This window comes from Candidatus Enterococcus leclercqii (assembly GCF_009933135.1).
Taxonomy (GTDB): Bacteria; Bacillota; Bacilli; order Lactobacillales; family Enterococcaceae; genus Enterococcus_C; species Enterococcus_C leclercqii.
The window spans coordinates 166,124-182,335 of sequence record NZ_MAEH01000009.1; the positions used below are offsets into that span (position 1 = coordinate 166,124).

Below are 16,212 nucleotides of genomic sequence, written 5' to 3' on the forward strand. Positions count from 1 at the left end.
ATAAAAAAATTTAATTGTCATTTTTTTCGAAAAACCGACCTAAAATATGACGACAGCCGTTCTTTATGCGTTGAATCAGCATATTGAGGGCTGTCTCTTTTTGTCAAAATTCTGTTTCCAACTGACAATTTATAGAAAAATGATTACAATGTGGCCAGAGAGTAATCGAATGGAGGGTATTTTTTTATGTTATACGAAGAATTATTGATGGATTCATCCACGTTGCTGAAGTTCAAACTGTTTAAAAAAATCATGTTTCTGGGAAGTGCTGCTTACCCCATCGCCCAAATTGCTACTGACATGAATCTGAATTACCAACAGACCGTCATCGATTTGACAGAAATCGATAAAGAAATGGCTGCTATGAACCCTGACCATCAGTCAATTTTAGTGGGGGCCGGTAAAATTGATTCTCAAAATCTTTCCTGCACCATCGACGAATATCGCTACCAGCTGTTGCAGTCTTCCGTTCCATTTCAATTCATCCTCTACTTTTTGAATGAAGAGAAACCGACAATCGATGACTTCTGTGTCAAATTCTTCTCCAGCCGCTCGACTGTCTCCCGTAAGATTGACAAACTAAAACGGTACCTGAAACAATTTGGCCTGCGCTTTACTTATACAGAAGCCGGCCTGGTAGGAGATGAACGGGTCGCCCGCTTGGCACTGTTCAATATTGTATGGCTGGGAGTTCGCGGAATCGAATGGCCTTTTGCCATGGATGAAAAAATTGCAGACGACTTAGTTGAAGGTTTTTCTGCTTATTTCCCACTGTCTCGCACCTATGTGGGTCGTCACGAACTAAAATTCTTCGCTGCCATTTTTTACATGCGCATCAAAAAAGACAACTTCGTGAAATACGACAAAGCCTATGATTTTTTAATGAGAGACAATGACTACTACGACTTTGACCTGTTGCCACAGCTGATCGATATCGAATTGACTACTCGTCAAGCGAAAGCTGAAACTAGCTACGTATATTTCTTGGCACACATCGTTCCTTTTTACACCTTGGAAAATGATGAAACACTGGTTCAAACCATCAAAGACTTTGCTGACCGGCCGAATTCTGTTTATCTGCTGGCTAAGGAATACTTGGCCTTTGCCAAACAAGAATTCTTTTCTGAAAATCCTGAAATTCTGGATCATCCGATGATTTTGGGAAATCTGATCAACATCAGTTTTGGCTATTATGTACTGCACCATCCATATCCAACAATTCAGCAGATGGTAACCAGTCCTGGAGAGAGCGTCCGTAATTTGAAACAGATTGAAGAAAAAAGCGAGGCCTGGTTTACTAACGCTGGCCAACGCAGCGAATTCAGCGGCTTTGTCAATGCTACCACCATTCAGCTGCTGGCCCGTTCATTTACTCAGGTCTTAATCCCTTATTTTGATTGGGCCAAAGATGCGGATAAAGTCAAAGTGGGTGTCGCTTTAGAACATAACTACTTATTGGTCAAAAATCTCTACCGCTATTTGTCAGATTTGCGCTTTGTACAAGCCGAACCTTTTGACAGCAACAAGAGCACCGAGTACGATTTAACTATCAGCTCTTCGCTGTTACTGAAGAAGCGTTTTCCCAATCAAGAAGTATTCTTGTGGGATCACGCCGGAGACGAAGCCCAAATGGTGGCACTATACAAACGTCTCAGAAAGCTTTTTACCGAGAAAAATCGCTAAAGAGAAGGGGGACAAAGGATGCGTTGGAAAGGTGAACGTCAAAGTTCAAATGTAGAGGACCGCCGGGGAGCATCTGCCGGTAGCGGTGGCTCCGGTGGCCCCTCAAGGTTTCCTGGTGGTGCAGTTGGTGGCGGCGGGCTCGGGTTAATTTTGCTAGTCATTTTGTCCCTGGTCTTTTCCGGCGGTGATTTAGGTTCTCTCCTGAATGGTACAGAAGATGGCAGGCTTACTGAGCAAACTCCCTCCACTGAACGGGTGACTGGAACGGATGAGCAAAAGGAATTTGCTGCTGTTGTTTTTGCCCACCTGGAGGATTACTGGAATCAGACCTTTGATGATTATGACAAATCCTATCAAGACCCAACTTTAGTCCTGTACAGTGGCAGTGTCAGCTCAGCTTGTGGAACCGCCAATTCTGCTGTTGGTCCCTTCTATTGTCCCGGTGATCAAAAAGTTTATCTCGATTTAAGTTTTCAAGAGGAGCTGGCGCAAAACTTCGGCGCCACCGGTGATTTTGCGATGGCCTATGTAATCGCCCACGAAGTTGGTCATCATGTGCAATATGAGTTGGGGATTTCCGACCAGATGGCGCGCATTCGCCAGCGGGTTTCAGAAAAAGAATACAATCAATACAGCGTTCGCCTCGAGTTGCAAGCTGACTATTTGGCAGGCTGTTTTGCAAAGTATTTGGCAAACGAAACCTACAACGGCAAGCCTATCTTGGAAGCTGGTGATATTGAGGAAGCCATTTACGCCGCCAATCAAATCGGTGATGATACATTGCAAAAACAAGCCCAAGGGTATGTTGTTCCCGACAGTTTCACCCATGGCACTTCATCTCAGCGGGTGGCTTGGTTCCAACGAGGCTACCAATACGGTGATTTGGAACATGGCGATACCTTTTCCGAAGCTTCTCTTGACTTGAACTAAGTGTTACTTAAAAGGCCGACTAATCAGCAAAAATCCCAGATTCCTGCTGATTAGTCGGCTTTAAAAATAATTAAAAACTTAAGTAATGTTTTTCACAAATTATTCACATTTGTAGTCTATTATACAGGTATACCAACAAACAACCCTAACTAACACTTTTTCATTTTTAACTCCTTAGCCCGCCAGCCTCCAACTGGTGGGTGTTTTTTTGTACTGGTTTCTCATATCGGCTATTTCAGCTTCTCTTCATACTCGCGTAAACAACTGCCTCACCAGCTCTTTATACTTTCGTAGGAATTCTTTACACTTTCACATGATTTGAATCATATTTCCTTCACATTTTCCGGTTATATTATATACATACCAACAAACAACCCTAACACTTTTTCATTTTTCTCCTCCGCCCGTCGACCGACCATCGACGGGCCTCTTTTTGCTTTCCAGCATTGTTTGGCTTATCTATATTGTTCTTTTACACCTGCAGGCGCTACAAATGAACAATAAGATTTCCTTAGTGATTTCCTCGACTTTTTTGAACATTTCCATCATAGTTTCTTCAAATCTTCTCGGTAATATATAGACATACCAACAAACAACCCTAACACTTTTTCATTTTTCTCCTCCGCCCGTCGACTGACCATCGACGGGCTTTCTCTTTTTTTAAAGCTTGAGCTCCTCATTACCACCTGAACAGTCCAAACTAATATACCAAGAAAATAGTGAAGGACGCTCAGTTCACTTGATAAAAAATTTTCACGCACAAAAGACAAGTAACTTCGGTTCGTTAACGGCAACGTGCCAGAGGTTACTTGTCTTTTCATTGTTGAACACATTTGAAAGTATTCGCTTTTGATGGTGATAACAGAACGATTGTCGGCACTTACACAAGGTTTCGTAGACTAACCGCGGGTGACACTGATCTTCACACCGTTTTTAGCCAAAATGCTGATCTTCCTCACCCGTTCCAAAGGGACCATCTGGATCGGTGCTGATTCTGCCGGTAGTTTAACCGGAATCAGCGGACCATTGATTTCCTTTGAAGAGATCCAACCAGTGATGGTCTCATAATGGGCGGGATCATAAGCCTTTTCCACCAAGAGAACAACGATACTTTTTTCTTCGGCGGCAACCTGTAGTTTTTCGATCATTTCTTCTGAGATGCGATCTTGTTGTGTCTTTTGATCCGGTTCATTCAAAAGGCCGTGCCACAACGCATTGGAAGTGTTGAGAAAAAATTCCCCTAAAGGAGCCAGTCGATTCTTTTTCTCCTTCACCTGCCCACGCTCCTCTTCAATATCGGCCATTTGCCACCGTCCTTTTTCGTTAGTTTATCCGATTTTTAGCCATTCAACAACTTATTTTTTAGATATTTTGATAATTATCTGTTTAGAAAGCTGCAACTACTTCACTGCCTTTTGAAAACGTTTGACCCAAAACGGCAGTCCTGCCTCAATCAAGCGGTGAGTCTCTTCAAAATCTCCGGTATACCAGGGATCGGGAATCGGTTGTGTCTGCATTTTTGGGACGACACTCATATACGTTGTGATTACTGCCTTTGCATCTGTGGGAGCCAGTGCCTTTAAATCCTCCAGATTGTCATGATCCATAGCAATAATAAAATCAAAATCATAAAAATCAGGACTAGTAATTTGTCGCCCACGCATCTGACTGAAATCAACACCGGCTTCTCGCAAAACCTTTTGTGTGCCAAGGTGAGGCGGGTTGCCAACTTCCCAACGACTGGTGGCAGCTGAGTCAACCAACAGCTCCAGACCATGTCGGTCAGCGTATTGCCGCATCAGCCCTTCAGCCATTGGAGAACGGCAGATGTTGCCTAAACAGACGAACAATACCTTGACTGTCATGGACTCATTCCTCCATTTCCTGCTGATACAATCGTGACCCGAAGAATTCAATATCTTTAGCCAACCGGAACAATTGGGTGGCGATTTCAAGTGGCGTTTCTTGGTACCCGCCACGAATCCAGCCCAGTAATACTCCGCTACAGCCGTGTGTAAAAAAGCGGCTGTAAAATTCTTTGTCGCTGTCAGATAACAGCTCCTCTTGATCTACGTCTTCAAAGAGCTTGCGAAAAAGACGGATCAGTATTTTGTCAAATTCTTCTGTCAAGGTGTCCCGTTGCGCTTCAACTGTTTCCTGATAAAAACTGCCCTTATTTTTCATCGCTTCAAGCATTTTACGGGCCTGCTCTTCCCAATTTTCCAGGCTGAGTTCATCTGCCGTCAAATAGCAGAGAGAATCGACTTGATAAAACCATCGCAGCAACTCACTCTTGTCGGAAAAATGATAGTAAAACGTCTGTCGATTGATGCCTGCTTGATGGGCGATTTCCTGAACAGAGATCTTGTTGACAGGCTTGGTTTGCGCCAATGTCAAAAATGCATTGGCAATCTCAGATTTTGTTCGACCTGCTTCTGCCATGGGTTTCACCTCGAATTTGATTGATTTGTTTTGTCAGCTTTGACTGTAAGGATAGCCAAAATGATCATATGCCAGTTGCGTGGCAATCCGTCCGCGGGGCGTTCGTTTTAAAAAGCCCTTTTGGATCAAGTAGGGTTCGTACATATCCTCTACGGTTTCGGTTTCTTCACTAATATTTACCGATAGCGTGGACAAGCCCACCGGTCCACCGCCATATAGCTCGATCATCGTGCGAATCAGCTTTTGGTCCACATAATCCAGTCCCGCCTGATCCACTTGCAGCATTTTTAGCGCTTGGTCGGCAATCTGCCCATCAATCACGCCATCAGAACGAACTTGAGCAAAATCCCGCACCCGCTTTAATAGACGATTGGCAATCCGCGGGGTACCACGAGAGCGCCGCGCAATTTCCAGCGCCCCGTCTTCTACGATTTCAGTTTTGAAAATATCAGCAGAACGCAAAACAATCTCCTGTAAATCCTTGTCTCCGTAATACTCCAGGTGGCTCACGATGCCAAACCGATCCCTTAAAGGTGCGGATAGCATCCCCGCCCGTGTCGTTGCCCCCACCAGTGTAAAAGGCGGCAGCGGAAAATGAACCGGATGGGCAGTAGGGCCGGTCCCCACCATGATATCCACATAAAAATCCTCCATCGCCGAATACAACATTTCTTCTGCTACTCGCGGCAAGCGATGAATCTCGTCGATAAACAGCACATCTCCCGGTTGCAGCTCATTGAGGATTGCCACCAAATCACCAGGTTTTTCGATTGCCGGACCACTTGTCGTGCGGATATCCACCTGCATTTCGTTGGCAATCACCATTGCCATCGTCGTTTTCCCTAAACCTGGTGGCCCATATAAAAGTACATGGTCTAAGGCTTCTTCTCGGTTTTTGGCAGCTTCAATGTAAATGGTCAGTTCATTTTTTGCCTTGTCTTGGCCGATATACTGGGCCAAGTATTGGGGCCGCAACGATTTTTCAAGATTAAGTTCATTGTCGTCAGCGTTTTCCGGCGACAGGATCCGCTCTTCTGTCATAAGGGTCCCCTTTCAATAGATAACAGTTTATACAACGTCTTTCGTTATTTCATCATCAGCTTCAATGCTTCCCGCAAATACTCGTCAGTGGTGGCTTTCGGCTGGCTTTGCAATTCTTTTTCCACTCGTTTAACTTCTTTGGCAGAATAGCCCAACGCTTCCAATGCCGCCAATGCTTCAGCCAATGGGGTATCGGCGGGTTCCGTTCCCCGAGGCAGCATCACACCTGCCACCATCATCTCTTCACCGGCGAACTCACCCAATTTTCCTTGCAGGTCCAAAATCATCTGCTGAGCCGTCTTCTTACCGACTCCTGGAAACTTCACCAAGTAATTGACATTGCCAGACTCGATGGCATGAACCATGCCGGTGTGGTCTTCATTTGCCATGATTGCCAGACCACTTTTAGGACCAATCCCTGATACGCTGATTAAGCGTAAAAAGAGTAATTTCTCTTCTGGGCGGCGAAACCCGTAGAGAAGATGGGCATCATCTCGAATCACTTGCTGAACGTAAATCTTGACCTCTTCGTCTAGTTTACTGCTGAGGCGATAGGGATTACCCATAGCAATTTGATAGCCGATTCCGTTATTTTCTAAAACAATATATGCCGGTGTGATTTCCACTAGCCGACCGATAATATACTCAAACATAGACGTTCCTTCCTGTACATACGTTCCCCATATTGTACCACAAATTCTGATTGGCTACCAAATCGTCGTTGGTTTACGATTCCGATGATACCTGTCAAGCTTACCTAGTTAATTGCTGTTACCCAGCCACACTTCACTCTGTCTCTCCTTCACTAAAAAAACAGCGTCCATCATTGGACACTGCTTTTTTGAGCGGCTAAATCTTTCCTATTCTACCAAGTTGCGGTACTCGTCATAGCCAGCAGCTTTCATCTCAGCCAGTGGCACAAAACGCAAAGCGGCAGAATTGATACAATAGCGCAATCCCCCTTGATCAGCCGGTCCGTCTGAAAAGACATGTCCCAAATGAGAATCGGCTGCCTTGCTGCGAACTTCTACCCGATGCATGCCATGGGAGAAATCAGCTTTTTCTTGGATGTCTTGGCGAGAAATTGGCTTAGTGAAGGCCGGCCAACCACAACCTGCATCATATTTATCCGCTGAGGCAAACAATGGCTCCCCACTAACAACATCCACATAAATCCCTTTTTCGTAAAAATCATCGTATTTACCAGTAAAAGGAGCCTCTGTGGCATTTTCCTGGGTCACGGCAAATTCTTCCGGTGTCAAACGTTGCCGCAATTCTTCTTTATCCGTCATGTACTCACGACCTTTCTGAGTTCATTATACGAGGTCTATCCTCCAGTGGCACATTCTCTGCTTGGCACTAAAATACCCAACATCTCAACAGAAAAATAAGCACAGCATCCTCACAGCGGCTTTCCTATTGGCAACTGTTTCAAACAGTGAAAAAAGTTGAAAAAGACTGTTTATGAAAGCACCTGAAGTCCTTTCATAAACAGTCCTATCGTTTTACCTTATCAAAATAGAACGAATTTCACCAGTGGGCAAAAGCCAACAATCTGCAGCACTGCGCTTAGTTAAACTGTTTTAGCATCTGGTTGACGACACCTACCGGAAAGCCGACAATACTGTAATAATCGCCGTCGACTTTTTTGACGAAGAGTCCCGCCCGGCCTTGAATACCATAAGCACCGGCTTTATCTGTGTATTCCCCGCTATCCAAGTAATCATTGATTTCTGCTTCAGTCAGCTCAAAAAACAGCACTTTTGCCGGAACAAGGGCCTGAGCGATTCGATGTCCCCTTCTGATTACGACAGCTGTATAGACATGGTGCATGCCGCCGCTCATTCCCGCCAGCATGCGATAAGCATCCTCTCGATCCGAGGGTTTTCCCAAAATCTGGCCATGGTTTACTACAATCGTGTCACAAGCAATCACCAAATCATCGGGATGAGCCTCTGCCACTTTTTTTGCCTTGGCTTTCGCCATACTCATGACATACTCTTCCGGTTGATCGCCTTCGTGAACAGTCTCATCTACGTCTGCCGGTTCCACTTTGAAATCAGCAATCAGATGTGCCAATAATTCTTTGCGCCGTGGCGATTGGGAAGCTAAAATGATTGCCATCTTTGATTCTCCTTTTTTCGAGCTGAATCCGCCCGCTTTATTTCTTGTCTCTTTGTCAGCTTTCTTCATCAGATACTGTCTTTGGTACGGTGAGGATCTTGAATTCGCTTGAACATTTTTTCCATATCGCTGTTGGTAAATTGAATCAATACGGGGCGGCCATGGGGACAGTTGAAAGGATTTTCGCATTTGGCAAGATCCTCTAACAGCACCCGTGCCTGCAGCTCATTTAAATAATGATTGGCCTTGATTGACCGCTTGCAGCTCATCATAATGGCGGTGGCTTCCCGGAACTTTTTCACACTGACCGAGCCGGTAGTCAGCAACATATCAATCATTTCTCGAATGATGCTTTCTTCTTCCCCAGCAGGATACCAAGTAGGATGTGCTCGAACAATGAAGCTGTTGGCACCAAATTCTTCCAGATGAATACCCACTTCCTGCAATAGCTCCAGCTTTTCCTTCAGCTTTAAGGCGTCGCTGTTTGGATAATCCAACACAATCGGTACTAATAACTCCTGTAAATCCTCTGATACTTCCCCGATTTTCTCACGGAAATATTCGTATTTGATTCGCTCCTGTGCGGCGTGCTGATCAATGATGTACAACCCTTCTTGACTCTGTGCAAAAAGATAGGTCCCGTGCATCTGCCCAAAATACTCCAACTGTGGAAAACGTTCTTTATGGGGCTTTTCTTCTTCTTGAAGAGCCCGTTCCAACATCTTTTCGCCATCTTTTTTCCCAAAATCAAACTCTGGATGGGCTTTTTCTTCCGCTTCACAATAATTTTCCTTTTCAGCAGCGGTTTCCTGTGGATAACTATCAAAAGCTGGCAATGATGGTTCTTTCACATGCGAATTATCCACAAAATCCTTTGTTTCTACGGGAATGACATCGAAATCATCCGCCACCTTCTCGTTGGTTTGTGAAGAGAAATTCGGGTTATCCCCAGTCTTTTCCACACTGTTGTCCACAGATCCATCCACAGGTTGTGGAGAAGTCTCCCGCACATAGAAACTGCCAGTTCGGGCATCAAAAGCCAAACCCGTTTTAGCCCCGATGCCGCCGTCAGCATTTGGTAGATCCATGGCCAATTGTTCCGGCCGTTCTTCAGGCGCTTGACGGGGCAGTTTCTTTTTGAACCCCAGATTGTCGGCAGCATTTGGAATCAGGTTTTCTTCCCGCAGCGCATCCTCAATCGCTTTGGACAACAGTCCCGTCAGTTCCTTTTCTTTTGAAAGGCGAACTTCTTGTTTTGTCGGGTGAACATTGACATCTACTAACAAAGGATCCATGCTGATCTCGATGACGGCAATCGGAAAGCGGCCAATCATTAGCTTAGAGCCGTAGCCATTGACAATTGCTTTGTTCAGGGCATAGTTTTTGATGTAACGGCCGTTGATGATGGTGGAAAGGTAGTTGCGGCTGGCCCGGGTAACTTCTGGCAGTGAGACAAAGCCGCTGATTTTGAAATCCAGATCCTCTGCCTGGATGGGTAACATTTTCTTGGCAGTTGCCAAGCCGAAGATACCGGCAATCGTCTGCCGTAAATCACCATTGCCGGCCGTAGCGAGCATCTTATTGCCTTCGTGGACAAGACGAAAAGCGATTTTCGGATGGCTCAGTGCCAAGCGATTAACGATATCCCCGATATTGGCCAACTCCGTTTGTAATGTCTTGACGTATTTCAGCCGAGCCGGGGTATTGAAGAACAAGTTTTCTACTGTAATCTTCGTGCCCTGACGCAGAGGAGCTGGCTCATGGGCTTCAACTTTTCCACCTTTAAGCCGCAGCAGCGTTCCTTGAGTAGTCCCAGCGACTGCCGTCTCCAACGTGACTTGAGAAACTGAGGCGATACTTGGCAGTGCTTCCCCACGAAACCCCAAAGTCCGAATGCGAAACAGGTCGTCTCTGTTATGGATTTTACTGGTTGCATGACGCTTGAAGGCATTTTCCACGTCATCATCTGCAATTCCTTCACCATTATCGGTAATTTGGATTTTTCGCAGACCGGCTTCTTCAATGAAAATATCGATTTGATCCGCCCCTGCATCAATAGCATTTTCTATCAGCTCTTTGACTACCGAGGCAGGTCGTTCCACCACTTCACCAGCCGCAATTTGGTTGGCTAAGCGTTCCGATAGTTCTTGGATCTTTCCCATATGGATGCCTTCCTTTTCAAAAATAATCAGGGGAGTGGGGCCGATTGCACCTCATTCCCCAAAGCAAACAATCCTCAGATCCGCTTTTGCAGATCATATAAAATATTCAGTGCGTCTCGCGGCGTTGTATCCAAAAGATCAATCTTCTTCAGCGCTTCAATCACAGAAAGCTCTTCTGTCGAAACTTCACTGAACAAAGACATCTGCTGGGGATCATCCTCTGAAACAGAGCGAAATTCATTGCTTTCCAGCGTTTTCGGTTCGGCCTCCAGCGCTTTTAAGATAGTCGCTGCTCGTTCCAATAGCGGCGTCGGCAAGCCTGCAATTTTGGCTACGTGGATACCGTAACTCTTGTCGGCCGGCCCTTCCATCATCTTGTGAAGAAATACGACTTCACCATCTTTTTCTACTGCTCCTACATGCACGTTGCGCAACTTCGGCAAAGCCTCATCCAACACCGTCAATTCGTGGTAATGGGTAGAAAACAGCGTCTTGGCCTTCACATTATCGTGAATATACTCGATGATGGACTGTGCCAAAGCCATGCCATCATACGTCGCGGTTCCCCGTCCCAGCTCGTCAAACAGCACCAGACTATCCGGTGTTGCATGACGCAGCGCCTGATTGGCTTCCATCATTTCCACCATGAAAGTCGACTGACCGGCAATCAGATCATCACTGGCCCCAATTCGAGTAAAGATACGATCGAAAACCGGCATCTCTGCTGCTTGTGCCGGGACAAAACAGCCCATCTGTGCCATGATTACAGTCAATGCCAGTTGCCGCATATACGTGCTTTTCCCGGACATATTAGGCCCAGTAATCAATAAAATCAAGGTTTTGGGATCCATCGTTATGGAGTTGGGGATATATTCTTGATGACCCAACACTTTTTCCACCACTGGATGGCGACCTTCGACAATCTTCAAGTTGCGGTTTTTATTTAATACTGGACGAACGTACTGGTAGCGCTCGGAAATCGTCGCAAAGCTCTGCAAAACATCCACTGCACTGAGAGACTTCGCCAGCTTTTGCAACCGGTCGATTGCAGCTTTGACCTCTTCTCTTACAGCTAAAAACAGTTGGTACTCCAAGTCGACGGATTTTTCTTCTGCTTCCAAGATCTGTGTTTCCAGCTCTTTTAACTCAGGGGTGATGAAACGCTCCGCATTAGCCAAAGTCTGTTTACGCTCATAGCGCCCTTCTTCCAGATTGGCCAAGTTGGCTTTGGTGACTTCAATATAGTAGCCAAAGACTCGGTTAAAGCCGACTTTCAATGTTTTGATTCCTGTTGCTGCCCGCTCGGAGGCTTCCAGCTCGGCCAACCATTGCTTCCCATTTCTCATGGCACTACGGTACTGATCCAGTTGGGAATTGAAACCGTCTTTGATGACATTGCCCTCGGTGACAGCAAGCGGTGCATCTTCACTGATGGCAGCTTCGATCAATGCCACCAGATCTTCTAAAGGTTCAATCGCAAGCAGCAGCTGATTCCATTGTCCTTGATTGATGCCTTCCAATAATTTTCGAATTTGAGGAACCTGCATAAGTGAGGTCTTTAGCTGCAACAAATCTCGGCCATTGACATTGCCAAAAGCTACCCGTCCTGCCAAACGTTCCAGATCATAAACCTTAGTCAGTGTTTCTTGCAGATCCATTCGCTCAAAATAACTATCTAGTAAGGACTGAACCATCTCTTGCCGAGCGACAATCTGTTTTTCCTGGATCAATGGCCGATCCAGCCACTGTTTCAGCAGACGGCCCCCCATAGCGGTCTTCGTTTCGTCTAATAACCACAGAAGCGTCCCTTGTTTTTTCCCCGTACGAATCGAGCGGGCCAATTCCAGGTTAAATTTGGAGTAATGGTCCATCTTCAAAAAGTGATCTGGCTGATATTCTTCCGCCTTTTGAATATGTCCCAAGCTGCGCTTTTGCGTAATCGACAGATAACTCAACAGTTTTCCTGCCACTTCTTTTTCCAATGTATCGTTGAGTTCGCTGGTCAAAAATTGACATTCAGCTGTCTCTAACAGCTCTTCCTGCTTTGAAAAGACGAGTCCCAAACGTTCTTTTAAGGCTGTTTTAACAGTGTCCGGCACGTCAGAAACAAAGACGATTTCTTTGGTCTGCAATGCGGAACATTCATTGATGATGGCATCTTCATCTTCTAAGAGTGCCGTTTTGAATTCACCGGTACTAAGATCAGCATAAGCAAATCCGTAGTGCTTTTGATCATAGCCTACTGCCGTCAAAAAGTTGTTTTCTTTGGCGGAAAGTCCTTTTGAATCCATCACTGTCCCTGGTGTCACCAGTTGGACCACTTCCCGTTTTACCATTCCTTTAGCCGTTTTCGGATCTTCTACCTGTTCACAGATTGCTACCTTGTAGCCTTGCTCAATCAGCGTATCAATGTACCCTTGTGCCGCATGATAAGGCACCCCACACATCGGAATCGGATCGTCAGCATTGCGGTTGCGGCTGGTCAACGTCAATTCTAGAATCTGAGAAGCTTTGATGGCATCCTCGTAAAACATCTCATAGAAATCCCCCAGACGGTAGAACAAAAAAGCATCCTGATACTGGGATTTGATGTTGAGGTATTGTTCCATCATAGGGGTGTGCTTGGTTTTTTGAGGCATGATTGTGTTCCTTTCTAAACTAACAACTGATAGATATGTGATAAATTTACTGCGTTCGGCATTTTTACGATGATTAGTGGTTCCAACAAATCGTGGCGATAACATTGTTGAAATAGACGGTGATGATTACGTTGGGCAGTTACCTAAAGATAAGGTCATACAGGGCGACTTACTCAATGACTTTTATCAAGTGTCGCTTGTTTTGAGAGCTTCATTCGATCCTTTCCTCCTGTTAAACCATAATCACTTGTCTATATCCTTCTTTGGTTCTGATTCCAGAAGTGTCTCCACCCCTCTTTGAATCCCGTCTGTCACGTACTGCAGAAGATCGTTGACTTCCAACAGTTTCTCTCGATAAGCAATCACCAACGGCAGACTGTCGTACTCTGCTGTCAATCGGTCGGCTTCGGATAAGGCGGCTTGCTTGGCTTGCGGCTTGCCGTAATATTCGAATTGCACCGCGTCTTTTTGCGCTGCTTTAATGGCTTCTTCCAGCCGAGTCAATTTTTCATTGGCGGCGACTTTTTCAGACAACGTCTGAAATTCTTTTACTTGAGGCAAATCTGAAAGCAGCCGGCTCAACTCCTCAACCGCCTGCCTCACGTCTTGATCTTGTTCCAATAAGTCTTTCATGGTCACTACTCCGTAAACGGCCGATCCTCAGAAATCTGGATCGTCTCAATCATTTTGGCACGGCCCGTCTTTTCATCAATATCAATAACACAGCCACACATGATGCTGCGTCCTTTTTCTACTACTTCAAAACGCTGCGGTAGCGCTGTCCAGAACTTCTCCAAAACCGCCTCGCGTTTCATCCCCAAGATACCATCATATGGACCAGTCATCCCGGCATCAGAAAGGTAAGCCGTTCCTTGCGGCAAAATGCGAGCATCGTTGGTCTGCACATGGGTGTGTGTCCCGACGACTGCTGACACTTGACCATCCAAAAACCATCCCATCGCTTGTTTTTCACTGGTGGTTTCCCCGTGAAAATCAACGAAAATGAAGGGCGTCCGTGCCCGTGCTTCGGCCACCAAGGCTTCGGCTTTGCGGAAAGGATCGTCCAAATCAGTCATGAAGGCCCGCGCTTGCAGATTGATTACCGCCAGCTCAATGGCATTCACTTTGACGAACACCATTCCTTGACCCGGTGTGCCTTCAGGAAAATTCGCGGGCCGAACCATTTTTTTGGCGTCATCGATGAACTCAAAAATATCGCGGTTGTCCCACGTATGGTTTCCCATCGTCACCACATCGACACCATCTTGCAAGAACTTCTTGTAGATTTTGCCGGTGATTCCCCGACCACTGGCTGCATTTTCGCCATTTAAAATGGTCACTTGCGGCCGATATTTCTTTTTCAAACGAGGCAGATACTCTGTCACCGTTTCCCTACCCAATGAACCCACTACATCTCCGATAAACAATAACCGCACACTTTTTCCTTCTCTCTTAAAACTGTCTTTTCCTATTATAGACGTTTTTTTGCATAAAAAAAAGCCTGTCGGGTCCTAGGCTCTTGATCTGAAATATAAGTTCGACTAAGAGACAGCCCTACAGCAACTTCGCCGTCTCCCTGTCACCGCCTTCTGAAGCAGCCAATACCAAAAGGGAGCTGCAAAAGCCAAGCCACTTCCATAAAAAAACAGAAGCACCTTGGCTTTTCACCGTTAAACATTTCAAAGGCTGACTTTTCTTATCCGTAAGGTCAAGTTTCTGCTGCGGATTCTGGCGCATAATTGTCGCAACTAGCTGTTAGCATTTTCTTGCTTAATGAATTCTTCGGCATTTATCACTTAGCAATGATTGATCCACAGCCCTGATAATTTTTTAAAAAGATAACGGTTTATGCTCCATTTCATGGACAATCTCACGGAAATCTGCAAACCCCGCTTGCAGGCCACGAATCAAAATTTCAGCAGTGCCGATATTGGTAGCCAGTGGAATTTCATAGACATCACACAGGCGAATCAACGCCGTCACGTCCGGCTCATGGGGCTGTGCGGCCAAAGGATCTCGCAAAAAAATCACCATATCCAGGTCATCTTCAGAAATCATCGCCCCAATCTGCTGGTCGCCTCCCAGTGGGCCGGATTTGTAGCGATGAACCGGTAACCCAGTTGCTTCCTGAATCCGTAGTCCAGTAGTTCCGGTAGCGTACAACTGATGTTCCGTCAGAATTTCCTTGTAGGCTGTGGTCATCTGAACCATCAAATCTTTTTTTCGGTCATGGGCAATCAATGCAATTTTCATTTTTTTACCTCCTCTTCCCTGCCGCAAATTTTTGCTTTCACAGGGGCCTTCTTGTTAAAAGATACCATGTAAAGCAATGGGGTCAAAGAAAAATCCGCCGATTTCAAATAGAAAGCAGCGGACCATTTTTATTATACTAATTTCAAAACTTTAAGTGCTTTCCAGATCCCGTCACTGTCACAATCATCCGTCACCAAGTCCGCCCATTGCTGAACCTGCGGCGTCGCATTTCCCATAGCCACGCCGACACCAGCCTGACTCAGCATTTCGATGTCGTTGTTCCCATCACCAAAAGCAATGATATCCTGAGGTGGAATCCCCACCCGCTCTGCTAAAAATTGGATTGTTGCAGCCTTTGAACCATTTTGCGGCAGGACATCTACACAGTTTTCGTGCCAGCGAACAAAACGGAAACGGGGAAACGCCGTAGCAAACTGCTGGTCGTAGCTTTCCGTGAAGAAAGCCAGCGCCTGATAGATTTCCTGTTCTTCCGGAAATTGGTCATCCAATTCTGGCAGATCCGCTCCAAAAGACATCATCGCCGAAGCCATCGTTCCTACGTTGTTAGAAGTCATTCGGCGAGCCCGATCCATTTCGATGAATGCCGTATCGATGCCCGCTTCATTGGCTTCCAAAACCAGCCGATCCAACTCTGTTTGATCTAACAGCTGCTTAAAGATCTGATTGTGGTTCAAAAAGGCCGCCGAGCCGTTGCAGACGATATAATTTTCAAAATCCAGTTCACGGATAATTTCCCGTGCCAAAAATCGGCTGCGCCCCGTAGCAATCGTCACCAGATGGCCGGCCTTTTTTAACTCTCGTAAAGCCTTGATGGTGCTCTTCAAAGGTTTCTTGTCTGTTCCTAGTAACGTTCCGTCAATGTCAAATGCGATCAGTTTGCGTCTCATGGTTGTCGTGATAACTCGCTTTCTCTCATT

The 16,212-nt window shown here is 45.8% G+C and carries 15 protein-coding genes; 2 read left to right on the forward strand and 13 right to left on the reverse strand.

Going from position 1 to position 16,212, the window contains the following annotated elements:
- The first annotated feature begins 186 nt into the window (after positions 1 to 186).
- Entirely contained in the window at positions 187 to 1,683 is a 1,497-nt protein-coding gene (locus tag BAU14_RS03000; protein WP_161898599.1) for a helix-turn-helix domain-containing protein, read from the forward strand.
- Positions 1,684 to 1,701: 18 nt separating this feature from the next.
- Entirely contained in the window at positions 1,702 to 2,613 is a 912-nt protein-coding gene (locus tag BAU14_RS03005) for a neutral zinc metallopeptidase (protein WP_161898600.1), read from the forward strand.
- An 899-nt stretch (positions 2,614 to 3,512) separates the two neighbouring features.
- Here BAU14_RS03005 and BAU14_RS03010 read toward each other — a convergent pair.
- From BAU14_RS03010 to BAU14_RS03070, 13 genes are all read right to left on the reverse strand, one after another.
- Positions 3,513 to 3,917: a hypothetical protein gene (locus tag BAU14_RS03010; protein WP_161898601.1), complete on the reverse strand. Its 405-nt coding sequence runs from the start codon at positions 3,915 to 3,917 to the stop codon at positions 3,513 to 3,515.
- A gap of 96 nt (positions 3,918 to 4,013) precedes the next feature.
- On the reverse strand, positions 4,014 to 4,478 hold the full coding sequence (locus BAU14_RS03015; RefSeq protein ID WP_161898602.1) for a low molecular weight protein-tyrosine-phosphatase: 465 nt from the start codon (positions 4,476 to 4,478) through the stop codon (positions 4,014 to 4,016).
- A gap of 4 nt (positions 4,479 to 4,482) precedes the next feature.
- Complete coding sequence (locus tag BAU14_RS03020; protein WP_161898603.1) at positions 4,483 to 5,055, reverse strand: TetR/AcrR family transcriptional regulator C-terminal domain-containing protein; 573 nt, start codon at positions 5,053 to 5,055, stop codon at positions 4,483 to 4,485.
- 33 nt (positions 5,056 to 5,088) lie between these two features.
- Positions 5,089 to 6,096: a Holliday junction branch migration DNA helicase RuvB gene (gene ruvB / locus BAU14_RS03025; protein WP_161898604.1), complete on the reverse strand. Its 1,008-nt coding sequence runs from the start codon at positions 6,094 to 6,096 to the stop codon at positions 5,089 to 5,091.
- 44 nt (positions 6,097 to 6,140) lie between these two features.
- Positions 6,141 to 6,749: a Holliday junction branch migration protein RuvA gene (gene ruvA, locus BAU14_RS03030; RefSeq protein ID WP_161898605.1), complete on the reverse strand. Its 609-nt coding sequence runs from the start codon at positions 6,747 to 6,749 to the stop codon at positions 6,141 to 6,143.
- A 207-nt stretch (positions 6,750 to 6,956) separates the two neighbouring features.
- Positions 6,957 to 7,388, reverse strand: coding sequence for a peptide-methionine (R)-S-oxide reductase MsrB (msrB, locus tag BAU14_RS03035; protein ID WP_161898606.1), 432 nt, complete (start codon positions 7,386 to 7,388; stop codon positions 6,957 to 6,959).
- A 277-nt stretch (positions 7,389 to 7,665) separates the two neighbouring features.
- Complete coding sequence (locus tag BAU14_RS03040; RefSeq protein ID WP_161898607.1) at positions 7,666 to 8,220, reverse strand: Maf family protein; 555 nt, start codon at positions 8,218 to 8,220, stop codon at positions 7,666 to 7,668.
- A gap of 68 nt (positions 8,221 to 8,288) precedes the next feature.
- Positions 8,289 to 10,382, reverse strand: coding sequence for a DNA mismatch repair endonuclease MutL (gene mutL, locus BAU14_RS03045; RefSeq protein ID WP_161898608.1), 2,094 nt, complete (start codon positions 10,380 to 10,382; stop codon positions 8,289 to 8,291).
- Between the two features lie 74 nt (positions 10,383 to 10,456).
- Positions 10,457 to 13,021, reverse strand: a complete 2,565-nt coding sequence (gene mutS, locus BAU14_RS03050) for a DNA mismatch repair protein MutS (protein ID WP_161898609.1) — start codon at positions 13,019 to 13,021, stop codon at positions 10,457 to 10,459.
- Between the two features lie 243 nt (positions 13,022 to 13,264).
- Entirely contained in the window at positions 13,265 to 13,654 is a 390-nt protein-coding gene (locus tag BAU14_RS03055; RefSeq protein ID WP_161898610.1) for a YlbF family regulator, read from the reverse strand.
- 5 nt (positions 13,655 to 13,659) lie between these two features.
- A complete protein-coding gene (locus tag BAU14_RS03060) occupies positions 13,660 to 14,457 on the reverse strand; it encodes a TIGR00282 family metallophosphoesterase (RefSeq protein WP_161898611.1) in 798 nt (265 codons plus the stop codon).
- Between the two features lie 394 nt (positions 14,458 to 14,851).
- Positions 14,852 to 15,274 (reverse strand): methylglyoxal synthase, encoded by a 423-nt coding sequence (gene mgsA, locus BAU14_RS03065; RefSeq protein ID WP_161898612.1) that lies wholly within the window; start codon positions 15,272 to 15,274, stop codon positions 14,852 to 14,854.
- Positions 15,275 to 15,405: 131 nt separating this feature from the next.
- Entirely contained in the window at positions 15,406 to 16,182 is a 777-nt protein-coding gene (locus BAU14_RS03070) for an HAD family hydrolase (RefSeq protein ID WP_161898613.1), read from the reverse strand.
- Between the last annotated feature and the right edge of the window lie 30 nt (positions 16,183 to 16,212).

Excerpts from the sequence above, each read along its gene's own strand:
- mutL (WP_161898608.1), bottom strand. The coding sequence starts at position 10,382 with ATGGGAAAGATCCAAGAACTATCGGAACGCTTAGCCAACCAAATTGCG.
- BAU14_RS03020 (WP_161898603.1), bottom strand. The coding sequence starts at position 5,055 with ATGGCAGAAGCAGGTCGAACAAAATCTGAGATTGCCAATGCATTTTTG.
- BAU14_RS03055 (WP_161898610.1), bottom strand. The coding sequence starts at position 13,654 with ATGAAAGACTTATTGGAACAAGATCAAGACGTGAGGCAGGCGGTTGAG.
- BAU14_RS03015 (WP_161898602.1), bottom strand. The coding sequence starts at position 4,478 with ATGACAGTCAAGGTATTGTTCGTCTGTTTAGGCAACATCTGCCGTTCT.
- BAU14_RS03000 (WP_161898599.1), top strand. The coding sequence starts at position 187 with ATGTTATACGAAGAATTATTGATGGATTCATCCACGTTGCTGAAGTTC.
- BAU14_RS03005 (WP_161898600.1), top strand. The coding sequence starts at position 1,702 with ATGCGTTGGAAAGGTGAACGTCAAAGTTCAAATGTAGAGGACCGCCGG.
- mutS (WP_161898609.1), bottom strand. The coding sequence starts at position 13,021 with ATGCCTCAAAAAACCAAGCACACCCCTATGATGGAACAATACCTCAAC.
- BAU14_RS03070 (WP_161898613.1), bottom strand. The coding sequence starts at position 16,182 with ATGAGACGCAAACTGATCGCATTTGACATTGACGGAACGTTACTAGGA.
- BAU14_RS03040 (WP_161898607.1), bottom strand. The coding sequence starts at position 8,220 with ATGGCAATCATTTTAGCTTCCCAATCGCCACGGCGCAAAGAATTATTG.
- msrB (WP_161898606.1), bottom strand. The coding sequence starts at position 7,388 with ATGACGGATAAAGAAGAATTGCGGCAACGTTTGACACCGGAAGAATTT.
- BAU14_RS03010 (WP_161898601.1), bottom strand. The coding sequence starts at position 3,917 with ATGGCCGATATTGAAGAGGAGCGTGGGCAGGTGAAGGAGAAAAAGAAT.
- ruvB (WP_161898604.1), bottom strand. The coding sequence starts at position 6,096 with ATGACAGAAGAGCGGATCCTGTCGCCGGAAAACGCTGACGACAATGAA.
- mgsA (WP_161898612.1), bottom strand. The coding sequence starts at position 15,274 with ATGAAAATTGCATTGATTGCCCATGACCGAAAAAAAGATTTGATGGTT.
- ruvA (WP_161898605.1), bottom strand. The coding sequence starts at position 6,749 with ATGTTTGAGTATATTATCGGTCGGCTAGTGGAAATCACACCGGCATAT.